Here is a 20,826-nt window from a genome sequence, read left to right on the forward strand (position 1 = left end):
ATTTTTTTTGACGATTGCGATCCGCTTCTAGCTAAACACGACATAAGCCCCGATCGGCAGGAAGCTTGCGGCCAACAACAGGATGGCGACGCCGGCCGCCTTGTTGCCGCCCTTCCATGCTTCACGGGCTTGAACCCATGTATAGAGGGTCATGTACAAACAAAGGATTGCCATGATGAAAAGCGTCATCCCGCTTGATCCTCCTCAATTTCGAGCGGCAGTGGCGGCCCGATCTGCTTGCCGAAGCTCTCGATGCGCATGCGGATCGTGACATTTATCTTCGCCTTGGAAAAGTGCGCCCCCCAGTCGTACGCCTGATAAGCCTTCAACGTCCAAAAATGCTTGCGGGCGACCAGATGCCATAGGAAAGGCTCGCACTCGTAAGTTTGCTGTATTTTGGCGATAAAGGCATCGATCTTTGCTTTCAGGCTGTCCTCGATCGACTTGCGCAGCTTCTCCTGCTTTCGAGGGTCCTCCGCATAATCCGTAAAACTCGGAATGGAGAGGATTTGCGCCCGCAGCGGCAGCGTGACCTGAACATCGGGCCGCTCCCGGCTCAGATCCATTTTGATGCGCGTATTCCCATCCTTGATCACCCGTGCGGTCACCTGATAGTCGGGGTTAAGCGGATCCGGATAAGAAGAAATATAGGAATGCGCCATCGACTTTCTACGCAAAAAGAGGGCTATTCGGGTCTCCTCGCCCGTGATCGTGCCAACCATCCGGCCGGATTTGAATACGGCGGAACCCATGATTTGCACGGGATCTCCGTTCTGTTGGGGAATTTCTCCGGCCAAATATTGATCTTCCTCGCGCGCGTATTTCGTCTTTACCCGTTTGGTGGTGCCATAAATAGACAGAAACAGCGTATCGCGGCCAAGCCGCTGGAAGTAGCGGTTCAACGTCGAGAAAGGCACATAGCCGGTATCCCGCCAACGCTCCTGCATGAACGCGTAATATTTGTGCGGCCGCGTCTCCAGGCGGGGCTTGTTGCGCGTGATGAATTCGGAGGCCCGCTCGCGCGAGATGATGAGATTCGTCTCCCGCCTCATCTCCGGATCTCGAATGGAAGAGCCGATGACGTGGTTAAACAGCTTCGAACTCGCGAAGGCCTGGCTGATCACGATGGTCCGCAGATGGGCGAAGCTGATCTTGCGGGTAATAACGCTATTGGCAATCTCCTTGGCGGATAAAATATCCGGCGCGGCGAACGTCACGATGTCGCTGGGCGGTTCGTTCTGAGCAGCCCCTTTGTCGCTGGATCCAACCTGAGGGTTGGCCACCTGGAAGGTGACGGATACGAGCCCGTCAGGTGCCTTGTCTAAGCCAAGGACGACGACGAAAGCCTGTTCCTCCAGCTCGAGCTTGTCCCAGCACCCGCCCAGCAGCAGCGCAACGCATGCCAGCAAGAACGCGATGATCCCTTTCTTCAATGTACGAGCCTCCTTAGGCGAATCATGCTCCAGAGGACAAACGGCAGCAGGATGAACATGTACGTGCTGACATGCAACGTCGTATCGAGAACTTGATTCACGCGCGAACTGTTCTCGGGCACCATGCCGATCAACATCGTCAGGCCGGTAAAGGGGAGGATGAGCGGCTCGAACGTGTCTAGCCCGAGAGAGCGGGCGAACAGAAAGGCGAGCAGGTACACATAGACGGCAAAATGGACCACGGTCGTAATGAGCCAAAATGCGAAAAATACCGACTCCAAGTGCGAGATGATTTGACCGATCGATGCGGCCCGCGTCAACTGCTGGAACGGGTAAGCCATATTCTCCGCAGGCGGAAAATCGTATACGGCAATGTAAACGGCCGTCATGCCGGCGATCTTCACGGCGCAAGCGCCGAATCCGATCCAGGAAGCGATCTTAAATTCTTGCAAATTGCGCATCAGCGGAATGAAGGCCGTGAACAAGATCATCTCCCCGAAGATGGAGCCGTGATTCGCTCCTTCCCGCAGGAGTATGGGTAATCCCGGCCCGGCGGCAGGGAACAAATGCTGCCATTCCACGTCGTACCAGACGAAGACGACGAGGAGCGCGAGGAAAACTTCGATGTAAGGCACGACGATCCAGGCCGTGCGGCCGATCGTCTCGAATCCCCGGTTCGCGACGTAGAAGACGGCCGCCATCAGCATGAGGTAGAGCGCAAATAATGGCGTCCGCTGATAGCCCATCGTATTAATGATATCGACGTACGTGCGGCTGCCGAACGCCGTCGAAACCAGCGTGACCAGGCATAACGCAAGGCCGATGAGCATGCCGCCCCAGCGACCGGCCGCGAGAAACAGCAGATCGGTCAGCCCTTTTTCAGGGCGCGATTTTAACATGGCGAGCAACAGCAGGAAGGGGACGACCATCACGCCGAAGGCCAGGAGCGGAATGACCCAGGCGGCGATTTTGCCGCTCTTGAACAGGATTGAAGGCGTCGTGTCGGATAACTTCAGACCGACGGTTAGCAGGAGAAGAGCGGTGTATTCCCGCGTCCCGGATTTTCCGTTTGAACGGCTCAACATCTTAATCGCCTCCTTCCGGCTTATTCTTGCGTTGACTGTCCTGCGAACGGATATTGAAAGGCCGCAGCCATTGTTTCCATACCGGCGGCCGCACGATCAAATCCTTGGAGGAGCGATAGTGCGGGGAGAGCGGCGACAAGAACGGAACCCCGAACGATTTGAACGACACCATATAGGTGATGACGCACGTCATCACAAGCGAGATGCCGAAGAACCCCATGAACGAAGCGGCGAACAGCATGATGAAACGAAGGATGCGAACCGCGAAGTTGAAGCTGATCTCCGGGATTGTAAAGGAGGAGATTCCGGTCAGCGCCACGATGATGACCAGAATCGGGCTAACCAGGTTCGCTTCAACGGCGGCTTGGCCCAGGATGAGCGCGCCGACGATCCCGATCGTCGGACCGATAATCGAAGGGATGCGGACGGCCGCCTCCCGGACCAGCTCGAAGGCGATTTCCATCACCAGCACTTCGATTAGCGCGGGGAAGGGGACGCGCTCCCTCGTGGCCCCGATCGCTAGTAACAGGTCGGTCGGAATCATTTCTTCATGGAACGTGCTGACCGATATATAGATGGAAGGGGTGAGCAGCGCCACGAATACCGCAAGAATGCGTACGACGCGGATGAAGTTGCCGTACGCCCAGCGCAAATATTGGTCCTCCGGCGTGTGAAACAGCGCCCAGAACGTGACGGGCACGACCATGGCGGTCGGCGAATTGTCCATGATCAGCACGATATGACCCTCCATGAGGAATGAGCAAGCCCGGTCCGGACGTTCGGTTAGCAGCGCCGAAGGGATGAGGGAATAAGGCCGATCCTCGATATATTGTTCAAGGATCGAAAGATTCGCGATCGTATCGGCATTGATTGCCTTCAGCCGCTTCTTCATCTCCGTGACCAGCTCGGGGTCCGCCAAATCTTTAATGTACAGCAAGGAGATGTCTTTGGCCGATCGTTGGCCAATGCTGATCGTCTCCGAGACCAGTTGGCGTTCCTTCAGCTGCTTGCGGATCAGCGAACGGTTGACGGCGGCCGATTCGATGAACGCTTCCTTCGGCCCTTTCAGGACGTGCTCGACTTGAGGTTCGGTGACGGAGCGGGATTGAAAGCCCGGCGTCTCGAGCGTTAGAGCGCCTGCTTCCCCCTCCAGCAGGAAGATCGTGTTGCCTTTCAGCAGCTCGCCGGGGAGCACTTGCAGCTCCACGAGCTTCTTACCGGACGGGCTGGTCACGATCTCGCGCAGCACCGCCTCTAATTTGTCCGGCTGCTGATAGGGAAGGGATGGCTTGGCAAGCAGCGGTTCGAGTATAGTCGACTCGATCAGCTTAGGTTCAGCCGCCCCTTCCAGGAATACGATGGCCGCTTCGGCATCCAGAGCAGGCACGCGCAAGTTTCGGATAATCAGCGCCGTATTGTCGGGGAAAGCGAATAGATGCTTGATCAAAGTTAAGTTTTCATCCAGCCGTTCCGATAGATGGTGAGGCATGTTTTCCGGAATACCCCCGGGCGTATTCCCCTTGTCCGACAATGTCGCTCGCCTCCTCTCATCCGGCATTTTCCAATCGGGTTCTAACGTTAAGATAACACCAATGAAGGAAAGCTATTCCAACGGCAGCGTGCCGTCCCGTCAATATCGGAGAATTTGAGGATCTCCTATGAATTGGTAATCGCTGTAATTCCGATCGGCGGCAAAGACGTGTAATATAGAGGAAGACATGGACGGCAGGGACAAGCCAGCAGCTGCGGTCCGGCAATAGAGGAGGCATGGGGATGCGTATTGGCGCGATAGAAGCGGGCGGCACGAAATTCGTCTGCGGCATTGGCAACGAGCATGGCGCGATCGAGGATCGCGTTAGTTTTCCGACGGAGCAGCCCGAGATTACGATGGCGAACGTGATCGATTATTTCCGGGACAAAGACGTGGAAGCCATCGGGATCGGATCTTTCGGACCGATCGACATCGATAAGGCGAGTCCGACTTACGGGCATGTCACGACGACGCCGAAGCCGGGCTGGTCGGGCTTCGATCTGGTCGGGACGCTGAAGCGGGAGTTCGACGTGCCATACGGCTGGGATACGGACGTGAACGCGGCGGCGCTCGGCGAGGCGACATGGGGAGCGGCCAAAGGACTGGACAGCTGCGTCTATTACACGGTCGGCACAGGCGTAGGCGTAGGCGTTTACGCGGAAGGGAAGCTCGTGCACGGGCTCGTGCATCCGGAGGGCGGGCACGTCCTCACCCGCAGACATCCGGAAGACGATTTCGCCGGATTTTGCCCGTACCACGGCGACTGTCTGGAAGGGATGGCGGCCGGCCCGGCGATCGAGCGGCGCTGGAAGGTGAAGGGCCAGGAGCTGCAGGCAGATCATCCGGCTTGGGGCATCGAAGCATTTTATATCGCGCAGGCGGTGACGGGGACGATCCTCTTGCTCTCGCCGAAGAAAGTCATTCTAGGCGGCGGCGTCATGCAGCAGGAGCATCTGTTCCCGCTCATCCGCGAAGAAGTGAAGCGCAATTTAAACGGATATGTGAGCGCGGCCGCGATATTGGATCGGATCGACAACTACATCGTCCCGCCGGGGCTCGGCAATAACGCGGGTTTGAGCGGCTCGCTTGCGTTAGGCGTAGAGGCGCTGCTGGCGAGAAACTAAGCGATAGATGCGAGAGAAGCGAACGGAGCTTACGCCCTTCGCTTTTTTGTTGCCTTCCCTCATCCCGATTTTTCGAAATTGTGTAATTTCTCTAAACTTTGCCGCCGGACATGCCGATTTAAGCTTTTAGGTTATTGACGCATCTATTTATATCCTATAGGATTACTAGTATTACATAGAGACAAAGGTATAGGAGGGTTCTACTATGAACAAGAAGTTTCGGGGGCTGATCGGGCTCGCGCTCGCGGCGGTCATCGTGATCTCCGGCTGCGGCCAGCAGAACGGCGGCAACAACGCCAATAATGGCGGCAACGCGAGCGGAGGAGAAGCGGCGGCGGGCGCAACGGCGGAGATCGCGAACTTGCCGGCTGCGCTCAAGGATAAAGAGGTTAAAGTCAAGGTCATCCGCAAGATCGGCGGCGACGATCATACGGCGCAGTTCCTGGCCGGCGCGAAGCAAGAAGGCGAAGCGCTCGGCTTCAAGGTCGACACGTTCACGGCGAACGGCGATACGGCGAAATTCCTCGACGCGCTGGAGCAAGCGGCGGATAGCGATTACGACGGCGTCGTCATCTCGCACGGCGACGATCCGGCAACGGTCGAAGCGGTGAAGAAGCTGCGCGAGAAGGGCAAGCAGGTCGTGGCCTTCGACTCGAACGCGGATCTGGCGACCGTGGAAGGCGTGACGTTGACGAGCCAGAAGGACGAGGCGCTGGCGCAGTTCGCGCTCGATCAGCTCGTGAATGAGCAGGGGACGGACGCGAAGATCGTATACCTGTGGGTAGACGGCTTCCCGCCGATGGTGCGCCGCAACGCGGTGTATCAGGACGTCCTTGCGAAGAACCCGGGCATTAAGGAAGTAGAACGCTTCGGCGTGGCGACGGCGAATACGTCGGTCGAGACGCAGAACGCCGTCACGGCGATGCTGGCTAAGCACCCGAAGGGCGAGATCGACGCGATCTTCGCGACGTGGGACGCCTTCGCGACCGGCGCGACGCGCGCGTTGATCGAAGCGGGACGCACGGAGATTAAGATCTACGGCATCGACGTCTCCAACGCCGACCTGCAGCTGATGCAGGAAGCGAACAGCCCGTGGGTGTCCACGGCGGCGGTCGATCCGAAGATGATCGGCGCGGTCGACCTGCGGCTGTTGGCGAAGAAGATCGCGGGCGAAGAGACGCCGGCTTCTTATGATCTGGAGGCGGCGAACATCGAGCAGGCGAAGCTTGCGGAATCCGCCGAGCCGGTGAACATGGTTACGTTGGCCGACATTATCCCGGGCTGGGGCCAGACGACCGCCTTCGAAGAGGATTGGATGAAGGCGCTCAAAGAAGCGAACGCCAAGTAATTGAACGCGGGTCCCCGGCGGACCAAAAACCTTAGCAGCGCTCCTATCCCTTATGGATAGGGGCGCTCTATCCTGTTTAGAGGGGATGGCGAGACTGATGGAGAAACAGCTGGCCGCAAGGCTGGAGATGAAACGGATTTCGATCGCTTTCCCGGGCGTGCAGGCGCTCAGCGGAGTCGATTTCGCGGCCGAAGGCGGCCGGGCGCACGCGCTCATCGGCGCGAACGGCGCCGGCAAATCGACGTTGATGAAGGTGCTGGCCGGCGCTTACGGGCATTACACCGGCACGATTCATATCGACGGCCAAGAAGCGCCGATCCGCACGCCGAAGGACGCGAAGCGGCACGGCGTCCAGATCGTGTATCAAGAGGTGGACACGGCGCTCATTCCGAACTTGACCGTGGCGGAGAACATTATGCTCGAGCGCACGGTTCACGATATGAAAGGACGCCAGTGGATCAACTGGGGCGAGTTGCACCGCTCGGCGCAAGCCGTTCTGGAGCGGATGAACGTGCAGGTGCCGACGCGTAAGCTCGTGCAGGAACTGACGCTCGCGGAGAAGCAGATGGTACTCATCGCCCGGTCGATGACGCTGGATTGCCGCTTCCTCGTGCTGGACGAACCGACCGCGCCGCTCAGCCAAGCCGAGACCGAACAGTTGTTCAAGCTCGTCCGGCTGCTGAAGGCGGAGGGGGTCGGCGTGATCTTCATCTCCCACCGGTTGCCGGAGTTGTACGAGATTTGCGAGGACATCACGATCATGCGCGACGGCAAGCTGGTCGTCCGCGACGAGATCGCTCGCATTCCGCAGCCGAAGGTCGTCGAGCATATGCTCGGGGCGAAGTTGGACGGCCAGTTCCCACAAGCGGAGCGAACGGTTGGCGACATCGGCTTCGAGGCGAAGAATATTACGGATCCGGGCAAGGTCGACGGCGTAAACCTTGCGGTGCGCGCGGGCGAAATCATCGGTCTCGCCGGGCTGGTCGGCGCGGGCAAGACCGAGCTGTGCCGGGCGTTGTTCGGCGCTTCGCCCTCGGCGACCGGCGATATCATCGTGCGCGGGCGGAAGCTGCGGGTCGGCTCGCCCCATGACGCGGTACGCGGGGGGCTGGCTCTCGTGCCGGAGGAACGCCGGCGCGAAGGCGTCTTCGTCGGCGAATCGGTCGGAGATAACTTGACGGCCGCCGTGCTGTCGCGGTTTGCCGCATGGGGCTCTTGGCTGAGCCGGAAGAAGGAGAAGGCCGCCGCCGCGGAGATGATCGCAAGTCTCGGTATCAAGACGCCAAGCGAGCGATCGCTCGTGCGCAATCTGTCCGGCGGCAATCAGCAGAAGGTCGCGATCGGCAAGTGGCTGCTCGCGGACGCGGACGTATACATATTCGACGAGCCGACCAAAGGGGTGGACGTCGGCGCGAAACGCGACATCTACGAGCTGGTGGCGGGACTCGCGGCGCGGGGCAAATGCGTCTTGTACGCATCCAGCGAGCTGCCCGAGCTGCTCGGACTGACGGACCGCATGTACGTGATGTACGACGGGACCATCCGCAAGGAACTGGTGACGAAAGATACAAGCGAGGAAGAAATTTTGCTCTACAGCACGGGAGGCATGGCGAAATGAAAACAGCGGTCGAGCTACGCGAAAGACGCGCGTTCAACGTGGTCGAGTTATTGTACAAATACGGGACGCTCCTTACGATCCTCGTGCTGGTGGCGGTATTCGGCACGATGGCGGACGGCTTCCTGAACGGGTCTAATGTTATTAATATTTTGCGCTCGATTTCCATTGTGACGATTATCGCGATCGGACTAACGGTCTCGCTCGCCGTCGGCGGGTTCGACCTGTCGGTCGGCTCGGCGGCCACGCTCGCCAACGCGGTCGTCATCTCGATGTTCGTCTGGCACGGGCAGAACCTGTTCGTCGGCATCGCGGTCGCGATCGCGATCTGTCTGGCGATCGGTCTGCTCAACGCTTTCCTGGTGACCAGCTTCAATATTCAGGACATGCTCATGACGCTGGCGACGATGTTCGTCATCCAGGGCGCGGCGCTCACTTACACGAAAGGCGCGACGATCTCGGAAAATATGGTCATGCCAAGCGGCGATTTCGCGACGGGACTTATTCCGGACGTCTTCTCGAAGCTCGGTTCCGTGCCGTGGATCATCATTATCATGCTGATCGTCGTCGCGTCGGTGCACATTTTCCTCAACTACACGAAACACGGCCGTTACATGTACATGATCGGCGGCAACCCGGAGGCGGCCAAGCTGACGGGCATCGCGGTGAAACGGTACCGGCTGGCGGCGTACCTGCTCTCCGCGCTGTTCGCGGGCATCGGCGGCATCGTGCTCGCGTCGAGGGTTATGACCGCGGAAGTGAACGCGGGCGCGCCTTATCTGATGGACGCGGTCGCGGCGGCGTTCATCGGGTTCTCCGTCTTCGGAGCGGGCAAGCCGAACGCCTTCGGCACGTTCGTCGGCGCGGTGCTCATCGGCATTCTGTCGAATGGATTGGTCATGTTGTCCGTCCCTTACTATGCGATGGATATCGTCAAAGGCTCGGTGCTGGCGCTGGCGCTGGCTATAACGTACTATAAGCGACAACATGCTTGATCGAGGGCCGGCTGCGGGAGACGCAGCCGGCTCTGGCGCGCTTGACCGCGAACGGGGGAACAGTTGCAACGTGGCGGACACCGCGTTCCGGCATGGCGGGATATAGCCATCTTGCCAATGTGCGAATTTTGTGATAATTTAACTCCAAGTTAATCGTTCATAACAGGTAACATTGAAGAACGGGAGAGTACTCCGCGTGACGCAGTCTTAGCGAGCCGGGTTGGTGGGAGCCGGTACGCGCGCATGGAGGAAGCGGACCCGGGAGATGATATGGCGAAGCCGCGCCGCGGCCGTAGGCGTATCCGGTCAAGGGCCGTTATCCCGATCGAGCGGCCGGACCTTATGGCACGGCACTTAGAGTGGCACCGCGGGAACCTACAGGGTCTCGTCTCTTAGGAGACGGGGCTTTTTTTGCGTTTAAATCGGATAAGGGAGTGCAAGAACATGCAGAAGTACAAATCTATTATTGCGCGGGAAATAACGAAATTGCTCGAAACCGTCAAAGAAGCGGACATCGAAACGTTGATCGAATATCCGCCGAATCCGGAGATGGGAGACCTATCGCTGCCCTGCTTCAAGCTGAGTAAGCAGCTGCGCAAGCCGCCGCAGGCAATCGCCGAAGAGCTGAAGTCGCGGATGAAGCCGGATGGTGTCGAACGGATCGAGGCCGTCTCCGGGTATTTGAATTTCTATCTGGATGGCGCGCGCTTCGCGTCGTCGGTCATCGGCGAAGCGCTGGCGCGAGGCGAGCGGTACGGCTCGCGAAATATCGGCGAAGGCGGGAAAGTGGTCATCGACTATTCGTCGCCGAACATCGCCAAACCGTTCCATATCGCGCACCTGCGTTCGACGGTGATCGGCAATGCGCTGTACCGGATTCACGACTTTCTCGGCTTCGATTGCGTCGGCGTCAATCACCTTGGGGATTGGGGCACCCAATTCGGCAAGCTGATCGTGGCGTACCGTCAATGGGGCGATGAGACGGCCGTCGATGAGGGCGGAATCGATGAGCTGCTGCGTTTGTACGTGAAGTTCCACGAGGAGGCCGAACGCGATCCGTCGTTGGAAGACGAGGCACGGGGCTGGTTCGTGCGGATGGAGCATGGGGATGAGGAAGCGCTGGCTTTGTGGCGCCGTTTCGTCGACATCAGCATGGCGGAGTTCACGCGCATATATGAGTTGCTCGGCGTGTCGTTCGATTCGTACGCGGGGGAGAGCTTCTACAACGGCCGCATGGACCCGGTCGTCGCGGAGCTGCGGGAGAAGGCGCTGCTGGAAGCAGACAAAGGCGCTTGGCTCGTGCGGTTGGATGCGTACGATATGCCGCCCGCGCTCATTCTGAAGAAGGATGGCAGCTCGCTCTATCATACGCGCGACATTACGGCAGCGCTGTACCGCAAGGAAACCTACGATTTCCGCAAGGCGATCTACGTGACGGATTACGCGCAAAACCTGCATTTCGCGCAATGGTTCAAAGTCGTCGAGCTGATGGGGTACGGCTGGGCAAAGGACCTCGTCCACGTGCCGTTCGGACGCGTCAGCCTCGAAGGCGCGAGCCTGTCCACGCGCAGAGGCAACGTGCTCAAATTGGAGGATGTCTTGAACCAGGCGATCGCCAAAACGCGCGAGATTATGGAATCCCGTCCGCAGCCGATCGCGGATATCGAGACGGTCTCCCGGCAGGTGGGCGTAGGCGCGGTCATCTTCCACGATCTGGGCTCCGGCCGGATCAAGGACATCGATTTCAAGTGGGAGGACGTGCTCAATTTCGAGGGAGAGAGCGGTCCGTACGTGCAATATACGCATGCGCGCGCGTGCAGCGTGCTGGCGAAGGCGGGAGCAGCCGGGCTGGCCTTAAGCGAGATCGGGCAGGCGCCGGACGAAGCGGCGTTGGCGGCGCTGCCGATCAACGAAGCGACCTTGCGCCTGGCGAAGGAGCTGTCGCTGTTCGGCGAGCGGGTGGAACTGGCGATGCGCAAGCTGGAGCCGTCCATCGTCGCGCGCTGCTTGGTCGATCTCGCTCAGGCGTTCAACCGGTTCTATCACGAATGCCGTATTATGGCCGAGGCGGATGGGGTGCGGACGGCGCGCTTGGCGCTCGTGCAGGCTGCGAAGCTGACGCTCGCCAACGGATTGCGGCTGATCGGGCTGGAGGCGCCGGAGCAGATTTGAGGCGCGGGGGAAGCGGAGGTTGCTTGGCGCCGCGCGTGAAGCAGTAGGAGTATGACGCGCCGATTGAGGAGAAGGAGAGGAACAGACGATGATCGTTGATATCCGCTGCTTGAGCGCCAATGCCATACCCACCATATTTCACGACTTTCAAATGATCGATGCCATTCGGGATTTCAATCTGACGATCGAGCCAGGGAACGTATACGGGATCGTCGGATCGATCGGCTCCGGCGGCTGGTTGCTCAGCTGGCTGCTTGCCGGACGCGAGCCCATGCTGACGGAACTTCTGGACATGTCGAAAGGGGCGATCGACGTGGATGGAAGAGCGGCCGACAACGCGATGCTGCAGCGCATCTCTTGTTATATCGGCGAAGGGGTAGCGGAATTTCCTTACCGGACATTCCGAGCGTATCCGTCCGCGCTGATACGGAGGCTTAGACGCGTGAAGACGGTCGCGGATCAGATCGAAGCCGGGCTGTCCCGGAGCGGGAGCACCCTGACGCTGCGAGATGTAGCCGAGCTCTTCGAGCTGTCGGGCGCGGAGATGCGCGATCCCGCTAACGGGCGCCTTCATCGCCCGCTTGAATTTAACAGCGTGGAACGTTGGCGCGCTTCGCTTGCAATCGGATATGCGTTTCGGAAGAAGCTCTACTGCGCGCCGTGGATCGAACCGCATGGCATTGATTATTTGCTTAGCCATTATAATCGTAAATTCGTAAAGCTTCTGCGCGACGGGGGCGCCTCGGTCATCATTCCGGTGAGCAGCGAAGCGCATGTGGCCGGTATCGCGGATCGAATCGTGCATGTGAAACCTTGGAAGCCGCGGGACGAAGAAGAAGGAGTCGCGGCGCCGTTGACCATGCATGCCGACGATTGAAGAGCATGCCTCCTAAGGCGGAAGCTCGGGCGAGGAACGGTAAATTCGGGTAGCGCCGCGGATCGCCGCAAGTCAAAAAGCCGCCCATCCGGATTCAGGCGGATGGGCAGCTTTGCTGCATTAAACGGTTACGTGCTCGGCGGTGACGAATTTCGCATAGTCCTGCGCGCTGCGCGCCAACTCTTCGTCCGTCACGTTGCCGACGTCGCTTAGCGAGAAGACGGGCAGATAAGAGGCGCCGACGTAATGGGCCACTCCTTCGAACGGGCGGAGAAACTCCCGGATCGTGAAGCGGTTGAGACCGTCCGCCGCATAGCCCGCTGCGGGGCCGTACGTGGAGACGGCGACGCCGAACTGCTTGCCTTTCAGCTTGTCGCCGTCCGGTCCGTATGCCCATCCGTATTGGAACACATCGTCGAGCCACTGCTTAAGGAGCGGCGGCGAGCTGTACCAGTAAAGCGGAAATTGGAAGATGATGCGGTCGTGCGCTTCCAGCAGCTGTTGTTCGCGGGCGACGTCGATCGCGCGATCGGGATAAGCCTCGTACAGCTTATGGACGGTGACGCTGCCGGCATGCTGTTCGAGCCCGTCGGACCAGGCGCGGTTAATGCGGGAGGCGGACAAGTTCGGGTGAACGACGATCACTAACGTTTTCATTTTGAATCATCTCCTGTATTCAATCGTTTTGGTATCCTGTTCTCTACGATACATAAGATGCTGAATAAAAGTAAGTACGCACTTTTCCGTGCAATACTCACCGATTGGAAAGTAAGCTCTCGCGCTCGGGCAGTCTGAAATGTTCGCCCCATTGGTCTAGTTGCTCCAAGATGGGGGTCAGTCCATGGCCAAGCGCGGTCAGCTCGTATTCGACTTTCGGCGGCACGACGGGATACACGTAGCGCTGCAAGATGCCGATCTCCTCCAGCTCGCGCAGCTGTTGGGCGAGCATTTTGTGCGTAATGCCCGGGATGCTCGATTTCAGCTCTCCGTACCTCTTCTTGCCATCGCGAAGCTTCCAGATAATCGTCATCTTCCATCGTCCGGATAGCAGCGAGATCGCCAGCTCGGTCGCGCAGGGGAAGATTTTGCTGTTGAAGCCGTATTGAGCGTTCGGGTCGGACATGTCCGTTCACTTCCTTTTCGAAGCGGTAATAGGTGCTCGTGGTGCAAGTATAGGCGGTTTGGGAAAGGTTGTAAATCGGACTATAATCGCGAAAATGTCCCATGCGCCTGCCAGAATCGCGCTATAATAGGGGCAATGTGTGCGAGACGTAGAGGGCGGCTGGCAAGTAAGCTGCCGGTTTGGGAGGAAATGAAAATGAGGGGCTTTGCGATTTTGCTCGGCTTTTGGCTGGCGGGGGAAGGCATCGTATACGCGACGGGCGCGCCGCTGCCCGGTCAAGTGGTCGGCATGATGCTGCTGTTGATCGCGCTGCTGCGCGGCTGGGTGAAGGAAGCGTGGGTCAAAGATGCGGCGGATTTGCTGTTCACGCGGATGATGCTGTTTTTCGCGCCGGTTATTGCCGGGGTTATGATCTATTTCCCGGTCATTCGGGCGCACTGGCTGCCCGTGGCGGGCGCGGTGCTCCTGGGCACGTTAGGCGTGCTGGCGGCGACCGGCGGCGCGATTACGGTGATGACTTCGCGCAGGCGCGAACGCGCGCGGAAGGAGGATTACCATGTTGGGGCATGAGTTGTGGGCGAAGCCGGTGTTCGGCGTGGCGCTGACGATCGGTATTTTCGAACTGTCTTACTATTTGTCGGGCAAATACCGGCGCATCCATCCGCTGCTGCTCTGCTCCGCGCTGCTGATCGCGATCTTAGCGCTGCTCGATATCCCGTACGAGGATTACAATAACGGCGGGCAGTGGATTACGTTCCTGCTCGGTCCGGCGACCGTGGCGCTGGCGCTGCCGCTGTACCGCAATTGGCCGCGGATCATGGCGGAGTGGAAGGTGCTGCTCCTGGGCGTCGTGTTTGGCGCGATCGTCAGTTTGGCCGCTAATGCCGGCATCGTCTTCCTGCTGGGCGGCGACCGGGCGCTGGCCGCGGCGATGATGCCGAAGTCGGCGACGACGCCGATCGCGATCGAGCTCGTGCGTCTGTATGGCGGGGCACCGGAGCTCGGCGCGGTGTTCACCGTGCTGACCGGGTTGTTCGGCAGCCTCGTCGGCGTCTCGTTCCTCCGGTTGATCGGCATCCGCGGCGACAAGGCGATCGGTCTTGCGGTCGGCACCGCGGCGCACGGGATCGGCACGGCCAAGGTGATGCGAGACTCCGAGACGCAGGGCGCGTATTCGGGCCTTGCGATGGGGTTGATGGGCGTCGTGCTGACGCTGCTGTCGGTGCCGCTGACGCTATGGTTTTTCTAAGGCGAGGCATAGGAAAGGAGATCAACCCACATGTTTAATCTTCGCAATCGCTTTCTCAAATGGACGCTGCGCATCATCGCCCTCGCAGCGGCCGCCATGATGGCGTTCTCCGCCTACTCGGCTTACGCCATCTGGACATACGGCGAGACGAACGAAAGGGTCCGCACGGATGCGGCCGTCGTACTCGGCGCCGCCGCGTGGGGGGATGAGCCGTCGCCGGTGCTGCGCGAGCGGGTGATCCATGCAATCCGTCTGTATAAAGAAGGGGATGCGAAGCTGCTCATCTTTACCGGAGGCCGGGGGGATGCGGACAACCAAGCGGAATCGGAGGTGGCGCGCGGCTACGCGATTCGGCAAGGCGTGCCCGCGTCGGCGATCCGGATCGAGACCCAATCAACCATCACGGAGCAAAATATGTCCTATGCGTACGAGCTAGGCGTACAGGAAGGGGTTCGTTCTTGGACGATCGTCAGCGATCCCCTGCACATGAAACGCGCGATGGTCATGGCAAAGCATGCGGGCATGGAAGAGGTATACGCCTCTCCCACGCAAACGTCGGCCTACCGGACGACGAAGAGCAAGCTTCCTTTTCTGCTGCGCGAAGTGTTCTACTATACCGGCTACTGGATCACGCTCCCTGCGCGGAGAGCGTTGGGCTATGGGCTGTGAGCAAAGGAGATCCGCACATGTACTGCAGAGCTGTCATGCTCGCGATATTCGCCATCTGACGCTCATTTGGCGGACAACTGCTCCAGCAATCGGCCGAGCGCGCCCTGCTCCAGCTCTTTTAACCCGCCTAACCGATCTTGGAGTTGGGCGTAGATCGACTCGTCCCCCTTCCCTCTTATGAACGCCCTGATCAGATGATTCCGCATGCCCAAGCTTTGCTCTTGCAGCTCCGCATAGTCGGCTAGAAGCTCGTCGGGGTGCGTCAAATACCCTTTCGCCTGCATATAACGCAAACGATCGAGCATGACCTGCTTGTGCTCCATATAAAGATGAAGCTGCCGGACGCCGTTGCGATTGACCAAATTCGGGTCGTTGGTCCGCTCGGCTTCGAAATAGTTCCGGAGCGAATCATAGGTGCGCAGGCCGAATGAATAGCGGTCCACGTTGCGGTTCATCAGGTTGTGGGTGGTCCGGGAATAATAATAATTTTCCAGCTGCTGCCGGACGCTCTCCGGATTGAACGCGTACGCGTCGGCCGTATTGAACCGGAAAAAAAACATATGGTCGTCGCGCTGCTGTTTGCGTGCGACTTTGTCGCGTATCGACTCATATGCGCGCTCCAAATCCGCGAACGGGGTAAGGTGCTTCCCGAAGGTCATCGTCTGGCCGAAGCCCGCCGTCAGGAACGCTTGCTGCTCCCGGTCGTACCCGTAAATCAGCATATGGTGCGGACAGTAATAGTTCTGATACGCATGTCGGCTAGGAATGTAATATTCATCGATGAACAAGACCGGGTAGTACTTCAAGTCGATGCAATCGATTAAGTAGTCGGTGATCCGCTCTCCCGTCAGCGCGGCGGCCAGCTCGAAATTGAGATTGCAGGAGCTTAAGAACGGATTGTTGGAGCGGAATTCATTGCCGCCGCCGCGGTAAAAATCAAAGAAAAATTCGGTTCGCTCTTCCAGGAAATAATCATTGGCGAACACCTCGATAAAATTGCCGACGTACCACGGATATGTTTGCTCATATGCCGATGTAATGCCTAATGTATAGGCCCAGCTCAACAACCCCCACACGGGCGGATCGTTAAAAGGAAGCTCGTTTCTCATCACGGGATCACCTCGTTCAGTAGTCCGGCCGCAAAGGCCGATTATTCCGGCATTCCTCGAATTCATGGTTGTGGAAGCATGCAGTCCAATCGCATAGGCTATGCATCGGACCGTTTTCTCCACAGGCAACAGCCTCCTTCACCGTATGGGTGTCAAGATGGCGCCGGACGGACGCCTCCAATCGCGAATTTCCAAGCCGTCAAACCCGCACGAATTGAGGCTTCGCTACAGGGAGCGAAAGCGGCGTGCGAATCTATTACGAATTGTGACACATGCCTGCTAGAGTATGCAATAATTATATTTATGACCTTATTTTAGCATTTAGCAAAAGGTAACGATTGTCGTCGAACCGGCTGGAAGAGGCGGGAAACATGGCGATCTAGCGACGTTTTGCCGGGTTTGCCGCAGCCTAAGAAGGAGGGAATTCGATGGAACTCATCATCCGGCAAGCGAGCGTGCGGGAGGCGCCGGCGATCTGGTCCCTGGACGAGAGGCGCGCTGGTCGGTTCGGTCAGAGGCAGCCTCACCGAAGGGGTCGGCCTGATCGGCAAGCTGATCGTGCATCCGGATTACCAGAACCGGGGGATCGGCAAACGATTAATGGCGAGCATGGAGGCCGCGTGGCGCGAAGCGAAGCGGTTCGAGCTGTTCACCGGCGACCGGAGCGAGAAGAACATGCGGCTTTACGAAAAGCTGGGGTACCGGGTTTGCCGGACGCGGCAGGTACATGAAGGATTAACGCTCGTCTATATGGAGAAGCCAGGCACAATGGCTCCGATTGCGACGGAAGAGAGCTAACCTGAAGGCGAGGCCGCAGCATGAACGCAAAACAAAAACGCGCGTACCGACCAATCGGCACGCGCGTTTTTCATGTTCTGCGTCGCGGAGATACTGCAGGCCGGCTCGGCGTCCTCCTTCAACCCGAAGCGGGCACCCGAATGACGACGCGCGTGCCTTCCCCGGCCGCGCTGTGCACGTCCACGCCGTACCGCTCGCCGAAATAGTAGCGGATGCGGTCGTGGACGTTTTTGATCCCGATATGGTCCATGTCGAGCGTATCGGAAGGAGCCGCGAGCCGGCTGCGGATCGCCGCCAGCCGCTCCTCGCTCATCCCGGCGCCGTCGTCGCGGACGATGATGCGCATGAGCGTGCCTTCGACTTCGGTCTCGACCGTCAGCCGCCCGCTGCCGCTGCGCCGCTCCAGCCCGTGCACGATCGCGTTCTCGATGATCGGCTGCAGCGCGAAATGCAGCACCGGCGTCTGCTCCGTCCCGGGCGCGAGCTGTTCGTCGTATCGAAGCTTGTCGCCGAACCGCATCTGCTGCACCTTGATGTACAGCCGGATGTTCGCGAGCTCCTCGTTCAGCGGCACGACCTCCTTGCCGGTCTGGATGTGCCTCCGGAACAGCCGCCCGAGCAGCCCGACCATTTCCCCGATATCCCGCTGCCCGGCGATGACCGCCTTCATCTGGATCGATTCGAGCGCGTTGGCGAGAAAATGCGGATTGATCTGGCTTTTGAGCGCGCCGTATTGCGCCATCCGCTGCTGGGCCAGCGTCATGGACGCGCGTTCGATGTGCGCCTTCAGATCCTCGGTCATTTTGCGAATGCCGTTGTACAGCACGCCGAACTCGTCGGATCGGTCGCTCTTGAGCTGGACGTCGAGATTGCCGAGGCCGACCGCGCGCACTTGCCGGCTGAGCAGGATGATCGGCTTCGTTACCCGCACGGAGAGCAGGAACAGGAACAGCAGAGCGACGCCGAGCGTGCAGAACGCGAACACAAGCAGAATGAGCCGCAGCCGCTCCGCGTCCTTCGTCATCTCGCGCTCCTCGATATATTGAATGACCTTCCAGCCGGAATACGGCGACGATACGAAGTTGAAGAATGCGCGTTCGCCGCTCATCGGCGCATAGAAGCTCCCCGTCTCGCTTCCTCGCACTTGCGCGAGCACCGTGCCGTCCGTCCCGGCGCCTCCGCCGTTCTCGTCCATGCCCGACGCGTAGACGTAGCCGCCTTTGTTGTCCACGATGAGGAAGTTGTGGTTGCTGTTCTCCGACAGCGCGAGAATTTCCCGCAGCGAGTCGAGACGGATGTCGACGAGCATGACGCCGAGCGGCTGCTTCGTGCCGGTCTTGTTAATGACGCGCGCGATGGAGATGACCTTCTGGCGTTCCTCGTCCGAAGTGCGGCGAAACGGCGTATGCGTGCCGAAAATGACGATTTTCCCCTTGGCGGCGAGCGTCTGCTTGTACCACGTCTCGTTCATGAAATTCGTCTCTTGGTAGCTTGAACGATCGAAGTTCGCGGAGTAGAACACCCGGCCGCCGGAGTAGATTTGCACGCTGTCGACGTTCTTGATCGTCATCTCGATCGTGCTGACGAACTGCTCGATGACCGCGCCGTACTGGAGGCTTTGACTGACGTCGACCTCCGGATGGAGCAGCCAGCTCGCCAGCGACTCCTGCAGCCGGTTGTCTAACTGGGCGGTCAGCGTGCCTTTCTCGATGCTTTGCAAATATTGGTCGATGTTGAACGAAAGGTTATTCAGAATGAGCGTCGCGCTGCTCTGGTACTCGCTCTTGACCGCTTGCAGCGTGAACAGGTAGATGATCCCGGACATGAGGGTCATCGGGAGGGTAATGACGACGATCGTCAGCACAAAAATTTGCCGGTTGACGCGCTTGAACCGAAGCGGGCGGAGCCAGCGCCGGAGTTGCCCGCTCATGGCTCGATCCCCAGCTGCTTCCGGTAGTCGGTCGGCGTCATGCCGGCGACGCTGCGGAACGTCTTCACGAAATGCTTGTAGCTCTTGTACCCGCACATCGCGCACACGTCGGTGATGAACAGGCTCGGGTCTTTCAGCCGATCCTGCGCGTAGCGGATGCGAATCTCGGCCACGAACGCCAGATAATTCTTGTTCAGCTTCGTCTTGAACAGGCGGCTGAGGTACGACGGATTATAGAAGAAGCGATCGGCGACCATCTGCAGCGTCACCTCTTGATCGAGATGCTGCCGGACGAACTGCTCGATCTGGGTGAAAATGCGCGCGTCCGCGCCGCCGGCTTGCGAGCCGCCGCGCTCGGGATTCGCCGCGATCAGCCGGTCCGTCCAGTCGGCAAGCCAGGCGAACAAGTCTTCGGCCTGCGCGAAGTCGTCCGCGAACGCGAGCGTCAGCATGCTGCCGCTGGCGAATTCCTCGACGGCGATGCCGTGCCGGTGAGCGTAACGAAGCGTGACGCTAACGAGCTCCTGGAGGAGAGCGAGCCAGCGAGCTGGCGGCGTATCGGCCGGAAGCTGCCGCGCGCCTTCCCCCAGCTTCAATAGCAGCTCGCGAACTGCGTCCGCGTCGCCTTGCATGAGGTGTGCTTGCAGCAGTTCCCTGTCCCGCGCGGGGAGCAGCGGCGCCTGCGTCTCGGACGAGGACGGCGTAGGCTGCGAAGCCGCGCGGAACAGATAAGCGCCAGGCTGATAATAGCGTTTATGCAGCGCTTGCTCGGCCTGCGCGAACGATTGGCGCGCTTCCGCCGCCGTATCGACGAGGCCGCCGGCGGCAATGTAGATGGCCGCGCCGCGTCCGCGATTCAGCGCGGCCAGCGCCGCCGCCGTCTCCGCCGTCTCCGCCGTCTCCGCCGTCGCGCGGCTCGTTCCGGCCGGCAAGTCGGATCGAGCCGCGTCCGAGCTGCGAGGTCCGTCCGTCTCCGCTTCCGACTCGGCCAGCGCCAGGACGAACAGCTTGCCGCCGCGCACATAAGCGAGCAGCTTGCCGACTACCTGCGTGCCGAACAGGCGGCTAGCCATGGCGGCGATGAACCGCTCGGCGTCGGCCGCCCAGACATCGGGCGATGGGGGCTGGGCGCCGGGCGGCGGAGGCGCGGTTGCCGCAAACGCGGCATATCGGCGGCCTCGGCCTTCTACCGGATCGGGCATGCCGAGCGCCTGGAGAGCCGGCGCCGGATCGAAGCCGGGCTCGTCGAGCAACCGCTTGACGATCTGGCGTTCTTGTTCGCGCCTCCGTTCCTGCTTCAACTGTTCCGCGCCTTGGAGCAGGAGATCCTCCGCTTGGCGCTGCCTCAGTTTGGCGAGACAGTCCTGGACGGTCGCGAGACTTTCCTCGTATTCAAGCGGCTTGAGCAGGTAAGCCTGGATATTGCCGAGCTTGATCGCTCTCTGGGCGTATTCGAAATCGTTGTAGCCGGTCAAAATAACAAACGCCGCGGAGGACAGACGCGGCCGGAGCCGTTCGATCATCGTCAGCCCGTCCATCTCGGGCATGCGGATATCGGTAATGACGAGATCCGGCCGTTCGAGTAAGGCGAGCCGTTCGCCCTGCGCGCCGTCCTCCGCTTCTATGATCCGCGTCACGCCGAGCTCGCTCCATGGGAAGTAATGCTTCAGCCCTTCTCGGATGAGCGGCTCGTCTTCGACGATCATCAATGTATACATGGTGCGCACCCCCGGATGATAGATAAGCGCTTTTGCTTGGAAGCGCTGCC

The 20,826-nt window shown here is 59.6% G+C and carries 19 protein-coding genes; 10 read left to right on the forward strand and 9 right to left on the reverse strand.

Annotated features, from left to right (window positions below; translation table 11 throughout):
* Nucleotides 1–27 precede the first annotated feature (27 nt).
* Genes BCM02_RS35290 through BCM02_RS15580 form a run of 4 tightly spaced genes read right to left on the reverse strand, consistent with a single transcriptional unit; the run spans nucleotide 28 to nucleotide 4,049 of the window.
* The gene (locus BCM02_RS35290; protein WP_187434235.1) at nucleotides 28–189 is read right to left on the reverse strand and encodes a hypothetical protein; all 162 of its coding nucleotides are present in this window, start codon (nucleotides 187–189) and stop codon (nucleotides 28–30) included.
* A complete protein-coding gene (locus tag BCM02_RS15570; protein ID WP_246183393.1) occupies nucleotides 186–1,433 on the reverse strand; it encodes a Ger(x)C family spore germination protein in 1,248 nt (415 codons plus the stop codon). Before BCM02_RS15570 ends, BCM02_RS35290 begins: the two co-directional genes overlap by 4 nt.
* Nucleotides 1,430–2,518 carry a GerAB/ArcD/ProY family transporter gene (locus tag BCM02_RS15575; RefSeq protein ID WP_148930016.1) on the reverse strand — a complete coding sequence of 363 codons (1,089 nt, stop codon included), beginning with the start codon at nucleotides 2,516–2,518 and terminating at the stop codon, nucleotides 1,430–1,432. Before BCM02_RS15575 ends, BCM02_RS15570 begins: the two co-directional genes overlap by 4 nt.
* Before the next feature lies 1 nt (nucleotide 2,519).
* Nucleotides 2,520–4,049, reverse strand: coding sequence for a spore germination protein (locus BCM02_RS15580; protein WP_246183394.1), 1,530 nt, complete (start codon nucleotides 4,047–4,049; stop codon nucleotides 2,520–2,522).
* Between the two features lie 242 nt (nucleotides 4,050–4,291).
* On the opposite strand from BCM02_RS15580, the gene BCM02_RS15585 reads away from it, so the two are divergent.
* From BCM02_RS15585 to BCM02_RS15610, 6 genes are all read left to right on the forward strand, one after another.
* On the forward strand, nucleotides 4,292–5,173 hold the full coding sequence (locus tag BCM02_RS15585; protein WP_148930017.1) for an ROK family protein: 882 nt from the start codon (nucleotides 4,292–4,294) through the stop codon (nucleotides 5,171–5,173).
* Between the two features lie 205 nt (nucleotides 5,174–5,378).
* The gene (locus BCM02_RS15590; RefSeq protein WP_148930018.1) at nucleotides 5,379–6,521 is read left to right on the forward strand and encodes a sugar ABC transporter substrate-binding protein; all 1,143 of its coding nucleotides are present in this window, start codon (nucleotides 5,379–5,381) and stop codon (nucleotides 6,519–6,521) included.
* A gap of 97 nt (nucleotides 6,522–6,618) precedes the next feature.
* Nucleotides 6,619–8,139, forward strand: coding sequence for a sugar ABC transporter ATP-binding protein (locus BCM02_RS15595; protein ID WP_246183395.1), 1,521 nt, complete (start codon nucleotides 6,619–6,621; stop codon nucleotides 8,137–8,139).
* The gene (locus tag BCM02_RS15600) at nucleotides 8,136–9,131 is read left to right on the forward strand and encodes an ABC transporter permease (protein ID WP_148930019.1); all 996 of its coding nucleotides are present in this window, start codon (nucleotides 8,136–8,138) and stop codon (nucleotides 9,129–9,131) included. Before BCM02_RS15595 ends, BCM02_RS15600 begins: the two co-directional genes overlap by 4 nt.
* 444 nt (nucleotides 9,132–9,575) lie before the next feature.
* Complete coding sequence (argS, locus tag BCM02_RS15605) at nucleotides 9,576–11,303, forward strand: arginine--tRNA ligase (protein WP_148930020.1); 1,728 nt, start codon at nucleotides 9,576–9,578, stop codon at nucleotides 11,301–11,303.
* A gap of 88 nt (nucleotides 11,304–11,391) precedes the next feature.
* Complete coding sequence (locus tag BCM02_RS15610) at nucleotides 11,392–12,180, forward strand: hypothetical protein (protein WP_148930021.1); 789 nt, start codon at nucleotides 11,392–11,394, stop codon at nucleotides 12,178–12,180.
* 120 nt (nucleotides 12,181–12,300) lie between these two features.
* Here the strand turns inward: BCM02_RS15610 and BCM02_RS15615 are convergent, their stop codons facing one another.
* The gene (locus BCM02_RS15615) at nucleotides 12,301–12,837 is read right to left on the reverse strand and encodes an NAD(P)H-dependent oxidoreductase (protein WP_148930022.1); all 537 of its coding nucleotides are present in this window, start codon (nucleotides 12,835–12,837) and stop codon (nucleotides 12,301–12,303) included.
* Between the two features lie 97 nt (nucleotides 12,838–12,934).
* Complete coding sequence (locus BCM02_RS15620; protein ID WP_148930023.1) at nucleotides 12,935–13,303, reverse strand: winged helix-turn-helix transcriptional regulator; 369 nt, start codon at nucleotides 13,301–13,303, stop codon at nucleotides 12,935–12,937.
* A 195-nt stretch (nucleotides 13,304–13,498) separates the two neighbouring features.
* On the opposite strand from BCM02_RS15620, the gene BCM02_RS15625 reads away from it, so the two are divergent.
* Genes BCM02_RS15625 through BCM02_RS15635 form a run of 3 tightly spaced genes read left to right on the forward strand, consistent with a single transcriptional unit; the run spans nucleotide 13,499 to nucleotide 15,221 of the window.
* On the forward strand, nucleotides 13,499–13,873 hold the full coding sequence (locus tag BCM02_RS15625) for a CidA/LrgA family protein (protein ID WP_187434236.1): 375 nt from the start codon (nucleotides 13,499–13,501) through the stop codon (nucleotides 13,871–13,873).
* Entirely contained in the window at nucleotides 13,860–14,552 is a 693-nt protein-coding gene (locus BCM02_RS15630; RefSeq protein WP_148930025.1) for an LrgB family protein, read from the forward strand. The genes BCM02_RS15625 and BCM02_RS15630 overlap by 14 nt, the downstream gene beginning before the upstream one ends.
* A gap of 30 nt (nucleotides 14,553–14,582) precedes the next feature.
* Nucleotides 14,583–15,221, forward strand: coding sequence for a YdcF family protein (locus tag BCM02_RS15635; protein WP_148930026.1), 639 nt, complete (start codon nucleotides 14,583–14,585; stop codon nucleotides 15,219–15,221).
* Nucleotides 15,222–15,283: 62 nt separating this feature from the next.
* Here BCM02_RS15635 and BCM02_RS15640 read toward each other — a convergent pair whose 3' ends face one another.
* On the reverse strand, nucleotides 15,284–16,330 hold the full coding sequence (locus BCM02_RS15640) for a hypothetical protein (protein WP_148930027.1): 1,047 nt from the start codon (nucleotides 16,328–16,330) through the stop codon (nucleotides 15,284–15,286).
* Between the two features lie 390 nt (nucleotides 16,331–16,720).
* Here BCM02_RS15640 and BCM02_RS15645 point away from each other — a divergent pair, with 390 nt between their 5' ends.
* Nucleotides 16,721–17,128 (forward strand): GNAT family N-acetyltransferase, encoded by a 408-nt coding sequence (locus BCM02_RS15645; RefSeq protein WP_148930028.1) that lies wholly within the window; start codon nucleotides 16,721–16,723, stop codon nucleotides 17,126–17,128.
* Between the two features lie 118 nt (nucleotides 17,129–17,246).
* On the opposite strand, the gene BCM02_RS15650 is transcribed toward BCM02_RS15645, so the two are convergent.
* Both BCM02_RS15650 and BCM02_RS15655 read right to left on the reverse strand, forming a co-directional pair.
* Nucleotides 17,247–19,058 carry a sensor histidine kinase gene (locus BCM02_RS15650; protein ID WP_148930029.1) on the reverse strand — a complete coding sequence of 604 codons (1,812 nt, stop codon included), beginning with the start codon at nucleotides 19,056–19,058 and terminating at the stop codon, nucleotides 17,247–17,249.
* Nucleotides 19,055–20,776, reverse strand: coding sequence for a response regulator (locus BCM02_RS15655; RefSeq protein ID WP_187434237.1), 1,722 nt, complete (start codon nucleotides 20,774–20,776; stop codon nucleotides 19,055–19,057). Before BCM02_RS15655 ends, BCM02_RS15650 begins: the two co-directional genes overlap by 4 nt.
* Nucleotides 20,777–20,826: the final 50 nt, after the last annotated feature.

Origin of the sequence: Paenibacillus methanolicus, assembly GCF_008124765.1 — a bacterium.
Taxonomy (GTDB): domain Bacteria; phylum Bacillota; class Bacilli; order Paenibacillales; family Paenibacillaceae; genus Paenibacillus_Z; species Paenibacillus_Z methanolicus.